Raw genomic sequence first — 12,709 nt, forward strand, 5'->3', positions numbered from 1 at the left:
GCACCCACAGCCAATCGACTGTGAGTGCTTTTTAATTGATTTCAATAACGTGAATGCAAGCCTAATTCAAAGCCGTCATGTCGTTATTATGAAACTTTTTCGTCTTCTTCAAAGTGAATTTCAATGGATTTGGTGAGGAGATCCGAGTAACTGTAAGATACTCGCTCGAAAGAATTCTCATCTTGATCCAAGTCAACCACGAAGATTGCGGGATAAGTCTCTTTGAGTGTCCCTTTGCGTCGGGTCACTTTCTTTCTACCTGCCTGTGCGACAACTGTTAAGTTCTCGCCGATCTTATTATCGAGTTTCTGTTTGATGCTTGCTAGCGTAATTGGCATGCACTTCACCCCTTGTGTGTCAAGTATAACACGAATGATAAAAATTTGCAATTATACCACGAGACTTTTAAATTCGCAAGCATTAAAAGTCAATCACAGCAAGGGTTTAATGGTTTTATCATTGTATTTAGTTGAAACTTATTTATTTGAAACCTTCAACTAATAACGCTTCAGTTAAGCGCGCAAAATCACTGATGCTGAGCTGTTCTGCCCGTTGACTGGGTTTGATTGTAGCGGCATCCAGTGCTTTGGTCAATCGTTCCTTGATCTCAGGTTCCTTACCGTACAAGTTCTGCAGATTATTCCACAGTGTCTTGCGCCGGGCTTTGAAACTCCCCCGCACCAATTGTCAAAAGCCTCTTGGTCACTGACTTGAGCACGTGGTTCTTCACGCGTTGTTAGCTTGATGATGGCGGAATCGACATTGGGTGCTGGAACAAATGATGTTCGCTTCACTTCAAAAGCCACGGCAACATCCATGGTTTGTTGCACACCAATACTCAAGCTGCCGTAATCCTTGGAGTTTGGTTCTGCCACCAAGCGATCAGCGACTTCTTTTGCATCATCACGACGTAACTTGCAATCGGCAGGTGTGCCTCAATCAAGTGCATCAAGATCGGTGTTGTGATGTAGTAAGGCAGATTAGCGACCACCTTGAGCGTGTGTTCCCCGTCAAAATGATCCCGGATCAGTGTGGCAAGGTCGGCTTGTAAGACATCCGCCTCGACCACCGTTGCATTGGGATAAGGTGCCAGCGTCTCAGCCAACACAGGAATCAGGCGTTCATCGATTTCGAGCGCCAACACCTGATGTGCCGCTTCAGCTAGATATTGTGTCAACGCACCGATACCAGGGCCAATTTCGATGACATCATCATCTGGACCCACATCACCAGCGGCCACAATGCGGCTCAAGATGGCGGGATTGGTTAGGAAGTTCTGGCCCAGGCTCTTCTTGAGCTTGAATCCATGGCGCTTTAGGATGGCGTTGGTTTCACTTGGGGTCGCAATTCGTGGTTGTTCAGCCATTGTTGGCCTCCTCTGCATTAATTCTCAAAACGGCTTCCGCAAACATCGTGCGGGGAATCTGGAACTGGGCTAATCGACGCTCGAGCTGCTTACCATTGGCGTAACCGATATGCAGTAATTCGCCTAACCGCTCCCGGCGTTTGCGAGACTCGGCACCACCGATAAAACCAGCGGTAATCAAATCTTCCTTGGTGATCAGCGGTTCAGCATCTGGCACCTCCGTAAAGAGATGGCTCAGTGCAGCCCGCAACGCTTCTGGATTGGCGTGTTCAACCCCAAGAGAACCTTGATGGTCAGGCACGGCATCCGCACGCGGTAAGAACGCGTGTGTCACCCCAGGCACTGCCTGCGAGATGGTGCGGCGAATCTTCTCACCCGGAAAATCGGGATCGGTCAAGACAATCACCCCTCGACTAGCCTGTGCGAGTTTAATTTTTCAAGTGTGGCTTCATTGATGGCACTGCCGTTGGTTTCAATCGTATCGATTGACCCAAACGCCTCGCGCAATCGCTTGGTATCGTCGCGGCCTTCAACCACGATCATTTGTTTAATCTGTCCCATTAGTCCTCAATTCCAAAATTCGATGTGCGTTTTGCCGAGTGATCGCTGCAATGTGTTCTGGTGTGCTCTCGCGCCATTTTGCGACGGCTTCAACCACATAACGCGTATACCCCGGCTGATTCTGCTTGCCGCGATAAGGAACTGGCGTCAAATAAGGCGCGTCCGTTTCGACCAACAAGCGGTCTTCCGGAATCGTCACGACGGATTCGTGTTCCTCAGGGGCATTCTTAAAGCTCACGATACCCGAGTATGAGATATACATGCCGAGATCTAAGAACCGCTTAGCCCAAGTCGCATCCCCAGTGAAGCTGTGCATGATGCCACCGAAATCTTCAAAATGCGCATCCTTCAATATGTCATAGGTGTCCTCAAACGCATCGCGACTGTGAATCGAGACGGGAATGTGGTGCTCACGCGCAATTGCCAATTGGCGCCGAAAAACACGCCGCTGAATCTCACGTGGACTGGTATTCCAGTGATAATCCAGGCCAATTTCACCCAGTGCGACCACTTTGGGATGCTCAAGTTGCTTGAGTAATGTCGCTTCAGCTTCTGGTGTGTAGTCGATAGCAAACTCCGGATGCCAGCCCACAATCGCATATAGCGGCGCAAACTTGTCCGCTAATGCAATGGCGTCGTGGTTCATCTTAGTGTCCGACCCCACGATTGCCATTTGGGTCACACCGAGTTCCTTGGCAGCGGCAATAAAGTCGGCCTCTTGCCCCTGATAAGGTGTGTCATTCAGATGTGTGTGTGAATCAAAAATTTCCATGCTCGACTCCCCTTTTCGTTCCTATAATTATACCAGTTATCCTACTGAGATGAAGCATCTCAAATGATTTTGGTGATTATGCTATGCTAAGGGGTATAATTTGAGAGTGAAAGCAATTATAACCCAGTGATCAAAGGAGTTCTCATGGCGACCAAATCGCAACACACTAAACATCGTAAAACCAAAAAATGGCAGTCAGCAGCATTATTTCGCTCAGTCTCATCGGTTTGATTCTGGTGGGGCTCATCGGTGGTGGCACGTTTGCCTACTTCAAGTATGGTGATTCCGTCAAAGCTTCCATCCGCGCCGGCTATAAAGTCGCTGATGGCATTCACGAGGCCGATTTCCACGCGACCAAGCCGACAACTGTCTATGGCCAAAATTCACAGGTGCTAAAGGAATTCAAAAAGGCACAGTATCGCTACCTCACCTACAAAGAAATGAAGCCTGACATCTATCACGCCTTGATTGCGATTGAAGATCAGCGCTTCTACGAGCACCATGGTGTCGATATTCAGGGACTGGTCAGCGTTGCCGGTAACTATGTGCTCAGTCGCGATAAGCGTGGCGCCAGCACGATTACCCAGCAACTGATCAAGAATGTTTACCTCTCAAGTGAGCAGACCCTGAATCGGAAAGTGACCGAAATGGTGGCCGCTCAAGCGCTCGAGCAGAAGTTCTCCAAACAGCAAATTCTCGAGTTTTACCTCAATAACGTCAACTATGGTCGTGGCGCCGCGGGAATCAATACCGCCGCCTACATGTACCTGGGCAAATCCATCAATGATGCCAATTTGCTTGAAACGGCGACGCTGATTGGTGTGACCAACAATCCCGCTGCTCTCGACCCCATCACCCACACCGATGCGGCTGTGGCCCGCGGCAAGGTGATTTTGAAGGCGATGTATGATCAAAAATACATCTCCAGCAGCCGCTATCATGCAGCGCTCAACGAGACGTTCAAGCCCGACTATCATCCCAACAACGTCGATAACACCGTCAACGACAATCAGATTGCCGTGGCCTTATCGAGCGCCACCGAAGATATCATGCGGGCCAATCATTTTAAGTTCCAATATATTTTTCCTGACCAACAGACCCAAACCGCTTATCAGAGCCACTATTCAGCGGTCTACAAAAAGACCTACCAGCACTTGCTCGCGGGTGGCTACAGTCTCTACACCAACATTGATCCCAAGTTACAGCAATCGATGCAGCAAATAGTGACCCAAGCCATGGCGGGTTACACGGCGAAGAATCCGCAGACGGGTAACTTCACCAAGCAAGCCAGCATGACTGTGATCGATAATAAGACAGGTCAAGTCGTTGCCAGCATTGGTGGCCGCGGTGAGGCGACAAATAAGACTTATAACCGCGCCATTTTGTCACTGCGACAACCCGGTTCTTCCATTAAACCTTACCTCGCTTACGCACCAGCGTTTGATTCGGGCATGCTTGAAACGGATAAGATGTCCGACAAACGTCCGAACAACAACTATCCCAATAACTTCGGCAATATCAGCTATGGGACCATTACCCTCAAAAAGCGGTAGCCGTTTCGGATAACGTGATCGCCTACAAGCTTGCGCTAAAGCAACCAGATATCACGGCGCCTCTGACCAAAATGCGCTTCATCGGTCTGGACTATCGCGATAACAACCCGATCATCTCTGTTGGGGGCTTCACTCGAGGGGTTTCCAATCAAGATATGACGGCAGCTGTCGCCACGCTGGTCAACCACGGGAATTATCGTGAACCAACCAACGTGAATAAGCTGGTGCAACACAATGACAGTACCGATCAGACGCTCTATGATCATGCGGATGACGCGGCGACAAAAGTCTTTCGTGACGATGGTGCCTATCTGACGCTTGATGCTATGAAGAGCGTGCTCACCGACCCACAAGGGACTGGGGCCGCAGCCAAGGTGCCTGGGTATCGCTATGTCGCGGGTAAAACCGGGACGACCGATGACCGCAAGGATTTCTGGTTCACCGGTGCAACACCGTATTACTCGATTGCCGTTTGGATTGGTGATGATACACCGAGTGCGCAGGGCCAAGAAATTGCCACTGTCACCCAACAGATTTTCTCCCAGGCCATGAAACAGCTCGTGGCTAATAAGCCTGTCGTTGATTTTGAACGCCCATCGAGTGTGCGTGTCGTCAAGAATCAACTCATCAGCCAGGCCAGTGATCAAGCCAAGCAACTTGCAACCCGCCAGCGCCAAAACGCCGCCGTGATTGCGGAACAAAAGACTTGGTTGGCCAATCACTTCGAATCGCTTCAGTATAAGATCAGTGCTGGGCTCACGCTTCTGCAGAAGAACAACGCGAACAACAGGTCTTAGCCGATATCGATGCCATGACGGCCTTCCAACTCAAGGCTGGTCCAACCACTGACAATTGGGACGTGTTCAAGACGTATTATTACCAGCAGGCCCTCGATGATTTGAGTCGCGTCAAGCGGACTTCAAATTACAATAGTCTGCATGAGCGTATCATTGCCGTCTACGCGTCACAGGAAACCGCGCTCGATAAGCTCAAAGATGAGGTCGCACGCCAGGCCGCAAAAGAAGATGCGGATGCCGCAACACCATCGGATACCGACGATACCGATATCAATCGTGATACCGGCACGACAACCTCCGCTTCCAGCAGTAGTCGCTCATCCGACCAAGAAGCTTCAAGCAGCAGCGAATCGAGTTCGACAACAGATGAAAGTAGTAGCAGCGATGACAATGCTGCCAATAGCAGCAGCGCTAATAACAGCGAGAGTAGCAGTAGCGACACAGAAAATAATTAACGCATAGCCAGAGGGACAGCGATAAAGCCAAATGGGTTTATCACTGCCCCTCTTTTGTTTCTTCCGACCACAAGGCCCGCCTAAACCAATCGCGATCAGGTTGTAGATGCGGCCTTTTTTGATGTGCATTGGTAAGGATACGTGGCGTCTTTTCACGCCATATCCGCCAAAATAATGGCATCAATGCCCAAAATTAGGCATTTATCATTTTTAAGCAATATGCCGTCGGGCAAAGAGGTGCGAAAAACAGCGTTGGATTAAGGTTTCGCTATAAAAGTTAGCCTACCCGAATTTTTTATCGAAAATGGGTTGACATTATTTCTGAAAAGAACAATAATAACCTTTGGAAATTAACTGAGCGCTCGTTCAAAAAATATCCAACCAAATTTCAGCAGTCCTAGAAAAAGAAAAGAGGTTGCAATATGAAAGCAGCAGAAGAAGCAAAGCAAAACAAGACGTTCGCTACCACAGACCAAAACAGCAAGAGCTTGAGTGAAGTCAACGGTAGCATCAAGGTTCCCGACAACAAAGGTTTCTGGCGAACACTGCTCGCCTACACCGGTCCCGGTGTGCTGATTGCCGTTGGTTACATGGATCCCGGTAACTGGATCACGTCAATCGCCGGTGGTGCCCAATTTAAGTACACACTCTTGTCCGTTGTTTTATTTCGAGTTTAATCGCGATGCTCTTACAAGCCATGGCCGCTAAACTGGGAATTGTAACCGGAAAAGATTTGGCTCAGATGATTCGAGAGAATACCTCAAAGACAATGGGCATCGTCCTCTGGGTCATCACTGAACTAGCCATTATGGCAACCGATATTGCCGAAATTATCGGTTCGGCCATCGCGCTCGAGTTGTTGTTCAAGATACCACTGATTGTCGGCATCATTATCACCGCTGCCGATGTCTTGATTCTCTTGTTACTGATGAAACTCGGGTTCAGAAAGATTGAAGCGATTGTGGCCACGTTAGTGATTGTGATTGTTCTCGTCTTCGCCTACGAGGTCTTCCTCGCTCGGCCAGAGTTCAATCAGATTCTCGCTGGCTACGTGCCAAGTAGCTCTATTCTCACCAACAAATCCATGCTCTACCTGTCATTAGGGATTGTCGGCGCGACCGTCATGCCCCACGACTTGTTCCTGGGATCATCCATTTCACAAACCCGTGAAATCGATCGCAACGACGAAGCTAACATCGCTAAGTCCATCAAGTTCACAACCATCGATTCTAATATCCAATTGACCATTGCCTTTGTTGTGAACAGTTTGCTCCTGATTCTCGGAGCCGCATTATTCTACGGTACTAACAGCCCACTTGGGAAGTTCGTTGATTTGTTCAACGCCTTACAGAATCCACAGATCGTCGGCGCCATTGCTAGCCCCATCTTGAGTATGTTGTTCGCTGTCGCCCTGCTCTCTTCTGGCCAGAGTTCAACCATCACCGGAACATTATCCGGGCAGATTATCATGGAAGGTTTCATCAACCTCAAGATGCCAATGTGGTTGCAACGTCTCGTGACACGACTGTTGTCTGTCACTCCCGTTCTCATCTTCGCCATTTACTATCACGGTGATGAAGCTAAAATCGAAAACTTGCTGACCTTCTCCCAAGTTTTCCTCAGTATTGCCTTACCATTCGCTGTCATTCCATTGGTCAAGTACACCAGTGATAAGAAAATCATGGGCCGGTTTGCCAACCATACTTGGTCTAAGGTGCTTGCATGGGCTTCCGCCATCATCTTAGTAGTACTGAACCTCTACTTGATTGTTCAAACAATTGGCCTCATTTAGAACTTGTCAACACGACGTCAGGAGTAGATTAAATGTCTCAGAAGCAAACGAATAAGACGCTACACCAACGTGAAAAAATGCTTGTCGTCGCCAGGAAACTGTTCGCCACTAAAGGCTACGAAGCGACCACAACCCGCAAAATTAACGAGGGCGCACACACCTCTGACGGTTTGCTGTACTACTACTTTCCCGGTGGCAAAAAAGAACTGTTGGACGCCATTCTATCAGAGGCCCGCGACAAACGAACAGCCGCCATTCACGCCTTCACTTTCGCACCCGTCACGGATCTGGCCGGTACTCAAAGTGAGATCATGCGGTTCTTCAAGTTTGTCTGGGCAACCCTGATTGAGACGGAAAATTATCAGGTCTTCAATATCACCATTCAGGAAAAGACACTGTTGACCGATGAACAGACTGACTGGTTGCATCAGCTAAACCTATTGATTCTGGAGCAACTGACCGGTTTCCTCAACACGCAACGTCCATGTCTTCAGACCACGGCGGATGTGATTCCTATCATGGCTCAGAACCTTGTCGCCAACCTGCAGGCAACTATCTTCACCAACCTGGTGATGTTAGATCGACTGCATCTCCCCGATGAGAAATGGGAAGAATTGAATCAGCGCATTAGCTTCATTCTGCATAAAAACTAAAGCAAAAAAGTCCCAAGGTAAATCATTGGTTTGCCTTGGGACTTTTTTGGTTTCATGACGTGATTGAATTGCATTCCCCGTCCAATACTTGCATATTAGAGATAGCAATGACCCAATCAAGGAGGCAACATCATGCCGATTTATCTCGAAATGCCACACCTCAATCCTGACTTTCCATTCAGGTTTCTCAAAAATGATGGCAGTATTCTCACTACACCACACTGGCACAAAGAATACGAGTTACTACTCATCACACAAGGTGAAGCAAACCTCGCCATTAACGATCAGCAGTTTCATATCTATGCCGACCAGATTGCTTTTTTCAATAGTGGTGACGTGCATTACGTCGTGGCCTCTCCCAGCAGTGAACGCTATGTCTATCAGTTCGACCTCAGTTTTTTAGTGACGTACTCAGCCAACAACCCGACCTCGATTTGACACAAGCCTTCAGCCACCTCACACAGATTAGCACCTTGTGGCCCAAAGCCACACAAGAGCGGCTCGTCACCCTCTTATATCGCCTCGCCAAAGAAGCGCAAAATCCGGCACCTGAGGCAATGCTTGCTGTCAAAAGTCTTATCTATCAGTTGGTGGTCACCATGATTCGTGAGATTCCGGCCAAGGACCATCAACAAACGCCACTGGCCGCCATCCGCAGCCACCAGATTCTTGAGACCTTGAATCAAGTGTTTGGCTTCGTCGAAAAAACTACACACACAAGATTACCTTGGCTGAAGCCGCGGCATCAGTGAACTTCAGCGAATATTATTTTGCCCGCTACTTTAAAAAGAATGTCGGCCAAACCTTCATCAACTTTCTCAACGACTATCGCCTCGATAAGGCCAAATGGGCATTGATTAATACGGATGACTCAATTACCGATATCCTACTCAACGTGGGCTTCACCAGCAACAAAAGCTTCTACCGGCTTTTCAAGGATCGTCTCGGGGTCTCACCCAAGCGCTACCGGGAAGCACATAAAATCAACAGTTGAGGATGGGGCGCAATGCTCGATCCTTTTTTAGTATCCCTGCATCACACGCACTGCTATATTAGCTAATCGGCAAAAATGTAAGGCAATATATGAGAACAATTGCGCAAGCCACCGAATTGTAAGCCGTTACAGTGACGGCTACGATGAGTATGTAAATAAATAAAGCGCTTTAATATCAAACTTGAAGGGGAACACAACAATGAAACAACCATTCTTATGGGGTGGCGCGATCTCTGCGAACCAAACAGAAGGTAACTACCTCGCAGACGGCAAAGGCCCATCCAACTTCGATCAATTACCACTCGATGACCGACGACTCAAACCTGTGTATCTCGATGATCCTAATAATATTTTTAATACTGAAGAAGCGGACTACCATCCAAGTCATAATGGTATCGATTTCTATCACACCTACGCTGATGACATCGCCTTACTCGAAGAACTCGGCGTCAATTCATTCCGGTTCTCCATCTCCTGGCCACGATTGTTTGCCACTGGTGAAGAAACCACTGCCAATCCAGCGGGACTGGCCTACTATCACGATCTCTTTGATCGACTCAAGCAAGCCCATATCGAACCCATCGTGACACTGAGCCACTTTGAACTGCCATTGCAACTGGTGACCAATTACGGCGGCTGGGCAAGTCGCCACACCATGGACATGTACGTCCGCTATGCCGAATTCGTCATGAATGAATTCAAGGATGACGTGCGCTATTGGATTCCATTCAATGAAATGAACATGATCATGCACATTCCATTCATCGGTGGTGGGCTCACCTTTACCAAACAAGACAATATGCTCCAAAAAGAATACCAAGCAGCACACCATCAACTACTGGCCAATGCCCATGTCGTTGCAATCGGCAAGCGCATCAATCCTGATTTTCAATTTGGCTGTATGTTGGCCGCGGGTCGCACCTATCCATACACGCCTAATCCTAAAGACGTCTGGGCAGCCAACCTCAGTGATCGCACCGCACTTCTCTTCTCAGACGTGCAGGTACGCGGTCATTATCCAGCATACTTTGATGCCTTGTGCCGCAAGAACCACTTCACCATCGACATGGCACCAGGAGATCTCGACTTACTCGCACAAAACACCGTTGATTTCGTTTCCTTCAGTTATTATTCCAGTGCTTGTTCGGCCGCTGACACCGACGCGCTCGATACCATCGCCACTAACGGCTTCACGACACTGAAGAACCCCTACTTGGAAAACACCAACAGTGTCTGGCAAGTGGATCCACTGGGACTACGCATTACCCTCAATCAACTATACGATCGCTACGAAAAACCCATGTTCATCGTTGAAAATGGGATTGGCACCACCGACGATCAACTGGTTGATGGTCACGTCCATGACCCATATCGCATCAAGTATCTGAGCGATCACTTTGATCAGATGCAACTGGCGCAAGAAGAAGATGGTATTCCACTGATTGGTTACATGATGTGGGGCATCATCGATCTCGTCAGCGTGAGTGAAGGCAAAATGTCTAAGCGCTACGGTGTGATTTACGTCGATCGCGATGATCATGGCCAAGGATCCAACCAACGCATCCGCAAAGACAGCTATTATTGGTATCAAGATTATTTAACCCAACACATTAATCAAGGAGGATATTCCGATGAGCAAAAATTATCAACCATTGGCTAAAGCCATTATTGAAGACGTTGGTGGTCAAGCCAACATCAATTCCTTAGTCCACTGTGCCACCCGTTTACGGTTCAGTCTCAAAAAACGACGAAAAGGCCGATAAAGCCAAAATTGAGGCACTCGATGGAGTGGTTACCGTCAACATCACGCCAACACAATATCAAGTCATCATCGGTAATGAAGTTGCTCATGTCTTTGATGCGATTATCGCTGAAGGTGTGACTAATGGGGATGTTGATGACAGCGCTACCGAAACGAGCACACCAAAGAAAAACAAGGTGTCTTCGGCCAGATCGTCGATGCCATCACCGCCTGCATGACCCCAATGATTCCAGCATTAACTGCCGCTGGGATGATGAAAGTTATTTTGTCCTTAGCAACCACCTTCCACTGGATGGCAACGACGAGTCCTACCTACCGCATCCTCGATATCATGGGTGACTCCGCCTTCTTCTTCATGCCATTATTGCTCGCTATCAACGCGGCTAAGCGCTTCAAGGTCAATACGTCATTGGCCGTTGTCGTAGTTGGTATCTTCTTACACCCCGCATTCACTGCTTGGGTGACTTCCGGCAAAGCGATTTCCTTCTTATCTATGCCGATTGCACCCGACACCTATGCAGCAACTGTGATTCCCGCGCTGTTGACCGTTTGGTTGATGAGTTATATCGAACGCGGCGTCGACAAAATCACACCAAGTGCACTCAAGATTATTCTCAATCCAACACTCGTGTTACTGATCAGTGCGCCACTTGCACTCATCGTCATCGGACCTCTGGGTAGTTACGCCGGTGCTGGTTTAGCCTGGATTATCAACCTTTTACAAGGTCGCTTGGGCTTTATCATGGTCACCTTCCTCGCCGCTGCAATGCCATTCATTGTCATGACCGGGATGCACCATGCGCTTACACCTATTTTCTTATCAACTTTCGCCGCAACAGGTCACGAATCATTGATCTTAGTTGCTCAAGTTTGCTCTAACCTCGCCCAAGGTGCTGCCGCATTGGCATTTGGGTTGCGTAGCCACAAGCCAAGCGTGAAGTCATTGGCCACCGCAAGTGGGATTTCCGCGATTATGGGAATTACCGAACCCGCGCTTTATGGGATTAACCTGAAATACAAGAAACCACTGATCGGTGCGGTTATTGGCGCCGGTGTCGCTGGCTTATATGCTGGGATTGTTGGTGTCACCCTATATGTCCCCCAAAATAGTTTCATGGCTATCTTGGGCTTCTCCGGTGACAAAGGTATCGCCAATGTCATCAACGGGATTGCCATGATGGTCATCGCACTGGGCACTTCATTCATTGCTTCCTTCATCATCAGTGGCAAGCAAGATCGCGCTCAAGTTGCGACAACAGAAACACAAAAAGCCGAAGCACCTAAAGAAGCCGTTAAATCAACGGTTGCTGAAGCCTAGTGAATTAAAAAAGGAGTTTGTTCGTTATGACCGTACCCGCAATGCTACTCTCACTCAATCACGTTGCTAATCGTGATGCCGCTTATCTAGAAACCATCTTCGCACTGTCTAATGGGCACTTTGGCCTCCGGGCTGGTGATCCTTTCACTCCTTCGGCAACTGCCGGCACCATTATTAATGGCTTGTACGAAACCACCCCGATTCAATACGGTGAATCCGCGTTTGGGTACGCCACCCACCATCAAACCACACCTTTACTCCCAGACTTGCGCCAGATTGAACTGACCACCACAACTGGAACCACCTTTAAAACACAAACGTTAGTCGATAAGACGCTCGACTTGGAAACGGGCCAACTGAGTGAAACATGGCGTGTCAGTGACGGCCATCATCAGTTACTAGTCACCCTGGCAAGTGTGGTGAGCCAACAGGAACAAACCAGTGCCAGTTTGGTCTACACGATTCAGTCGGTCGACTTTACAGGTGAACTCACAATCAACAAGTCGCTCACTGCGCCAGCCCAACAAGCTGATAGCGATGATCCACGTCAATCACGACAAGTGCAAACACTGACAACCACCACTGAGCATCCTGACGGTAATACCATCGCAATGTCGATTCGTACCGAACACAGTGATCAAAGCATTGATTTGCAGCTTCAAGCCGACACCGGTTTGACCACACAT

Annotated in this window: 13 protein-coding genes and 4 pseudogenes; 13 read left to right on the forward strand and 4 right to left on the reverse strand. The window is 48.5% G+C overall.

Features of this window, described 5'->3' with window-relative positions:
- Positions 1-86 precede the first annotated feature (86 nt).
- The 4 genes and pseudogenes from JCM17471_RS04950 to JCM17471_RS04965 form a co-directional block, all read right to left on the reverse strand.
- Positions 87-338 (reverse strand): Veg family protein, encoded by a 252-nt coding sequence (locus tag JCM17471_RS04950; protein WP_054777041.1) that lies wholly within the window; start codon positions 336-338, stop codon positions 87-89.
- A 142-nt stretch (positions 339-480) separates the two neighbouring features.
- Positions 481-1,366: pseudogene (gene rsmA / locus JCM17471_RS04955) on the reverse strand (16S rRNA (adenine(1518)-N(6)/adenine(1519)-N(6))-dimethyltransferase RsmA).
- Positions 1,359-1,927, reverse strand: a pseudogene (rnmV, locus tag JCM17471_RS04960) (ribonuclease M5). The pseudogenes rsmA and rnmV overlap by 8 nt, the downstream one beginning before the upstream one ends.
- A complete protein-coding gene (locus JCM17471_RS04965; protein WP_054777042.1) occupies positions 1,914-2,699 on the reverse strand; it encodes a TatD family hydrolase in 786 nt (261 codons plus the stop codon). Before JCM17471_RS04965 ends, rnmV begins: the two are co-directional and overlap by 14 nt.
- Before the next feature lie 188 nt (positions 2,700-2,887).
- On the opposite strand from JCM17471_RS04965, the gene JCM17471_RS04970 reads away from it, so the two are divergent.
- From JCM17471_RS04970 to JCM17471_RS15040, 13 genes and pseudogenes are all read left to right on the forward strand, one after another.
- On the forward strand, positions 2,888-4,252 hold the full coding sequence (locus JCM17471_RS04970) for a transglycosylase domain-containing protein (protein WP_054777043.1): 1,365 nt from the start codon (positions 2,888-2,890) through the stop codon (positions 4,250-4,252).
- A 14-nt stretch (positions 4,253-4,266) separates the two neighbouring features.
- A complete protein-coding gene (locus tag JCM17471_RS04975; RefSeq protein WP_054777044.1) occupies positions 4,267-5,049 on the forward strand; it encodes a penicillin-binding transpeptidase domain-containing protein in 783 nt (260 codons plus the stop codon).
- A gap of 14 nt (positions 5,050-5,063) precedes the next feature.
- Positions 5,064-5,504 carry a hypothetical protein gene (locus JCM17471_RS04980; RefSeq protein WP_054777045.1) on the forward strand — a complete coding sequence of 147 codons (441 nt, stop codon included), beginning with the start codon at positions 5,064-5,066 and terminating at the stop codon, positions 5,502-5,504.
- 422 nt (positions 5,505-5,926) lie between these two features.
- Positions 5,927-7,296, forward strand: a pseudogene (locus JCM17471_RS04985) (Nramp family divalent metal transporter).
- A 32-nt stretch (positions 7,297-7,328) separates the two neighbouring features.
- Positions 7,329-7,949, forward strand: a complete 621-nt coding sequence (locus JCM17471_RS04990; RefSeq protein WP_054777046.1) for a helix-turn-helix domain-containing protein — start codon at positions 7,329-7,331, stop codon at positions 7,947-7,949.
- 132 nt (positions 7,950-8,081) lie between these two features.
- Complete coding sequence (locus JCM17471_RS04995) at positions 8,082-8,387, forward strand: AraC family ligand binding domain-containing protein (protein WP_054777047.1); 306 nt, start codon at positions 8,082-8,084, stop codon at positions 8,385-8,387.
- Positions 8,384-8,701: a hypothetical protein gene (locus tag JCM17471_RS05000; RefSeq protein WP_054777048.1), complete on the forward strand. Its 318-nt coding sequence runs from the start codon at positions 8,384-8,386 to the stop codon at positions 8,699-8,701. Before JCM17471_RS04995 ends, JCM17471_RS05000 begins: the two co-directional genes overlap by 4 nt.
- Positions 8,698-8,943 (forward strand): helix-turn-helix domain-containing protein, encoded by a 246-nt coding sequence (locus JCM17471_RS05005; RefSeq protein ID WP_054777049.1) that lies wholly within the window; start codon positions 8,698-8,700, stop codon positions 8,941-8,943. The genes JCM17471_RS05000 and JCM17471_RS05005 overlap by 4 nt, the downstream gene beginning before the upstream one ends.
- A 199-nt stretch (positions 8,944-9,142) precedes the next feature.
- A complete protein-coding gene (locus tag JCM17471_RS05010; protein WP_054777050.1) occupies positions 9,143-10,603 on the forward strand; it encodes a glycoside hydrolase family 1 protein in 1,461 nt (486 codons plus the stop codon).
- Positions 10,575-10,706 carry a PTS transporter subunit EIIB gene (locus tag JCM17471_RS15030; RefSeq protein ID WP_225354136.1) on the forward strand — a complete coding sequence of 44 codons (132 nt, stop codon included), beginning with the start codon at positions 10,575-10,577 and terminating at the stop codon, positions 10,704-10,706. The genes JCM17471_RS05010 and JCM17471_RS15030 overlap by 29 nt, the downstream gene beginning before the upstream one ends.
- Positions 10,657-10,923, forward strand: a complete 267-nt coding sequence (locus tag JCM17471_RS15035) for a hypothetical protein (protein WP_225354149.1) — start codon at positions 10,657-10,659, stop codon at positions 10,921-10,923. Before JCM17471_RS15030 ends, JCM17471_RS15035 begins: the two co-directional genes overlap by 50 nt.
- A 5-nt stretch (positions 10,924-10,928) precedes the next feature.
- Positions 10,929-12,023: a PTS transporter subunit EIIC gene (locus JCM17471_RS05015; protein WP_225354137.1), complete on the forward strand. Its 1,095-nt coding sequence runs from the start codon at positions 10,929-10,931 to the stop codon at positions 12,021-12,023.
- A gap of 41 nt (positions 12,024-12,064) precedes the next feature.
- Positions 12,065-12,640: pseudogene (locus JCM17471_RS15040) on the forward strand (glycoside hydrolase family 65 protein); the annotation flags it as partial.
- Between the last annotated feature and the right edge of the window lie 69 nt (positions 12,641-12,709).

The sequence above is a fragment of the Lacticaseibacillus saniviri JCM 17471 = DSM 24301 genome (genome assembly GCF_001311785.1).
GTDB classification, from domain to species: domain Bacteria; phylum Bacillota; class Bacilli; order Lactobacillales; family Lactobacillaceae; genus Lacticaseibacillus; species Lacticaseibacillus saniviri.

What these genes read in the sequence shown, in the direction of transcription:
- JCM17471_RS04950 (WP_054777041.1), bottom strand. Translation starts at nt 338, where the DNA reads ATGCCAATTACGCTAGCAAGCATCAAACAGAAACTCGATAATAAGATC.
- JCM17471_RS04965 (WP_054777042.1), bottom strand. Translation starts at nt 2,699, where the DNA reads ATGGAAATTTTTGATTCACACACACATCTGAATGACACACCTTATCAG.
- JCM17471_RS04970 (WP_054777043.1), top strand. Translation starts at nt 2,888, where the DNA reads ATGGCAGTCAGCAGCATTATTTCGCTCAGTCTCATCGGTTTGATTCTG.
- JCM17471_RS04980 (WP_054777045.1), top strand. Translation starts at nt 5,064, where the DNA reads ATGACGGCCTTCCAACTCAAGGCTGGTCCAACCACTGACAATTGGGAC.
- JCM17471_RS04990 (WP_054777046.1), top strand. Translation starts at nt 7,329, where the DNA reads ATGTCTCAGAAGCAAACGAATAAGACGCTACACCAACGTGAAAAAATG.
- JCM17471_RS04995 (WP_054777047.1), top strand. Translation starts at nt 8,082, where the DNA reads ATGCCGATTTATCTCGAAATGCCACACCTCAATCCTGACTTTCCATTC.
- JCM17471_RS05010 (WP_054777050.1), top strand. Translation starts at nt 9,143, where the DNA reads ATGAAACAACCATTCTTATGGGGTGGCGCGATCTCTGCGAACCAAACA.
- JCM17471_RS15030 (WP_225354136.1), top strand. Translation starts at nt 10,575, where the DNA reads ATGAGCAAAAATTATCAACCATTGGCTAAAGCCATTATTGAAGACGTT.
- JCM17471_RS05015 (WP_225354137.1), top strand. Translation starts at nt 10,929, where the DNA reads ATGATTCCAGCATTAACTGCCGCTGGGATGATGAAAGTTATTTTGTCC.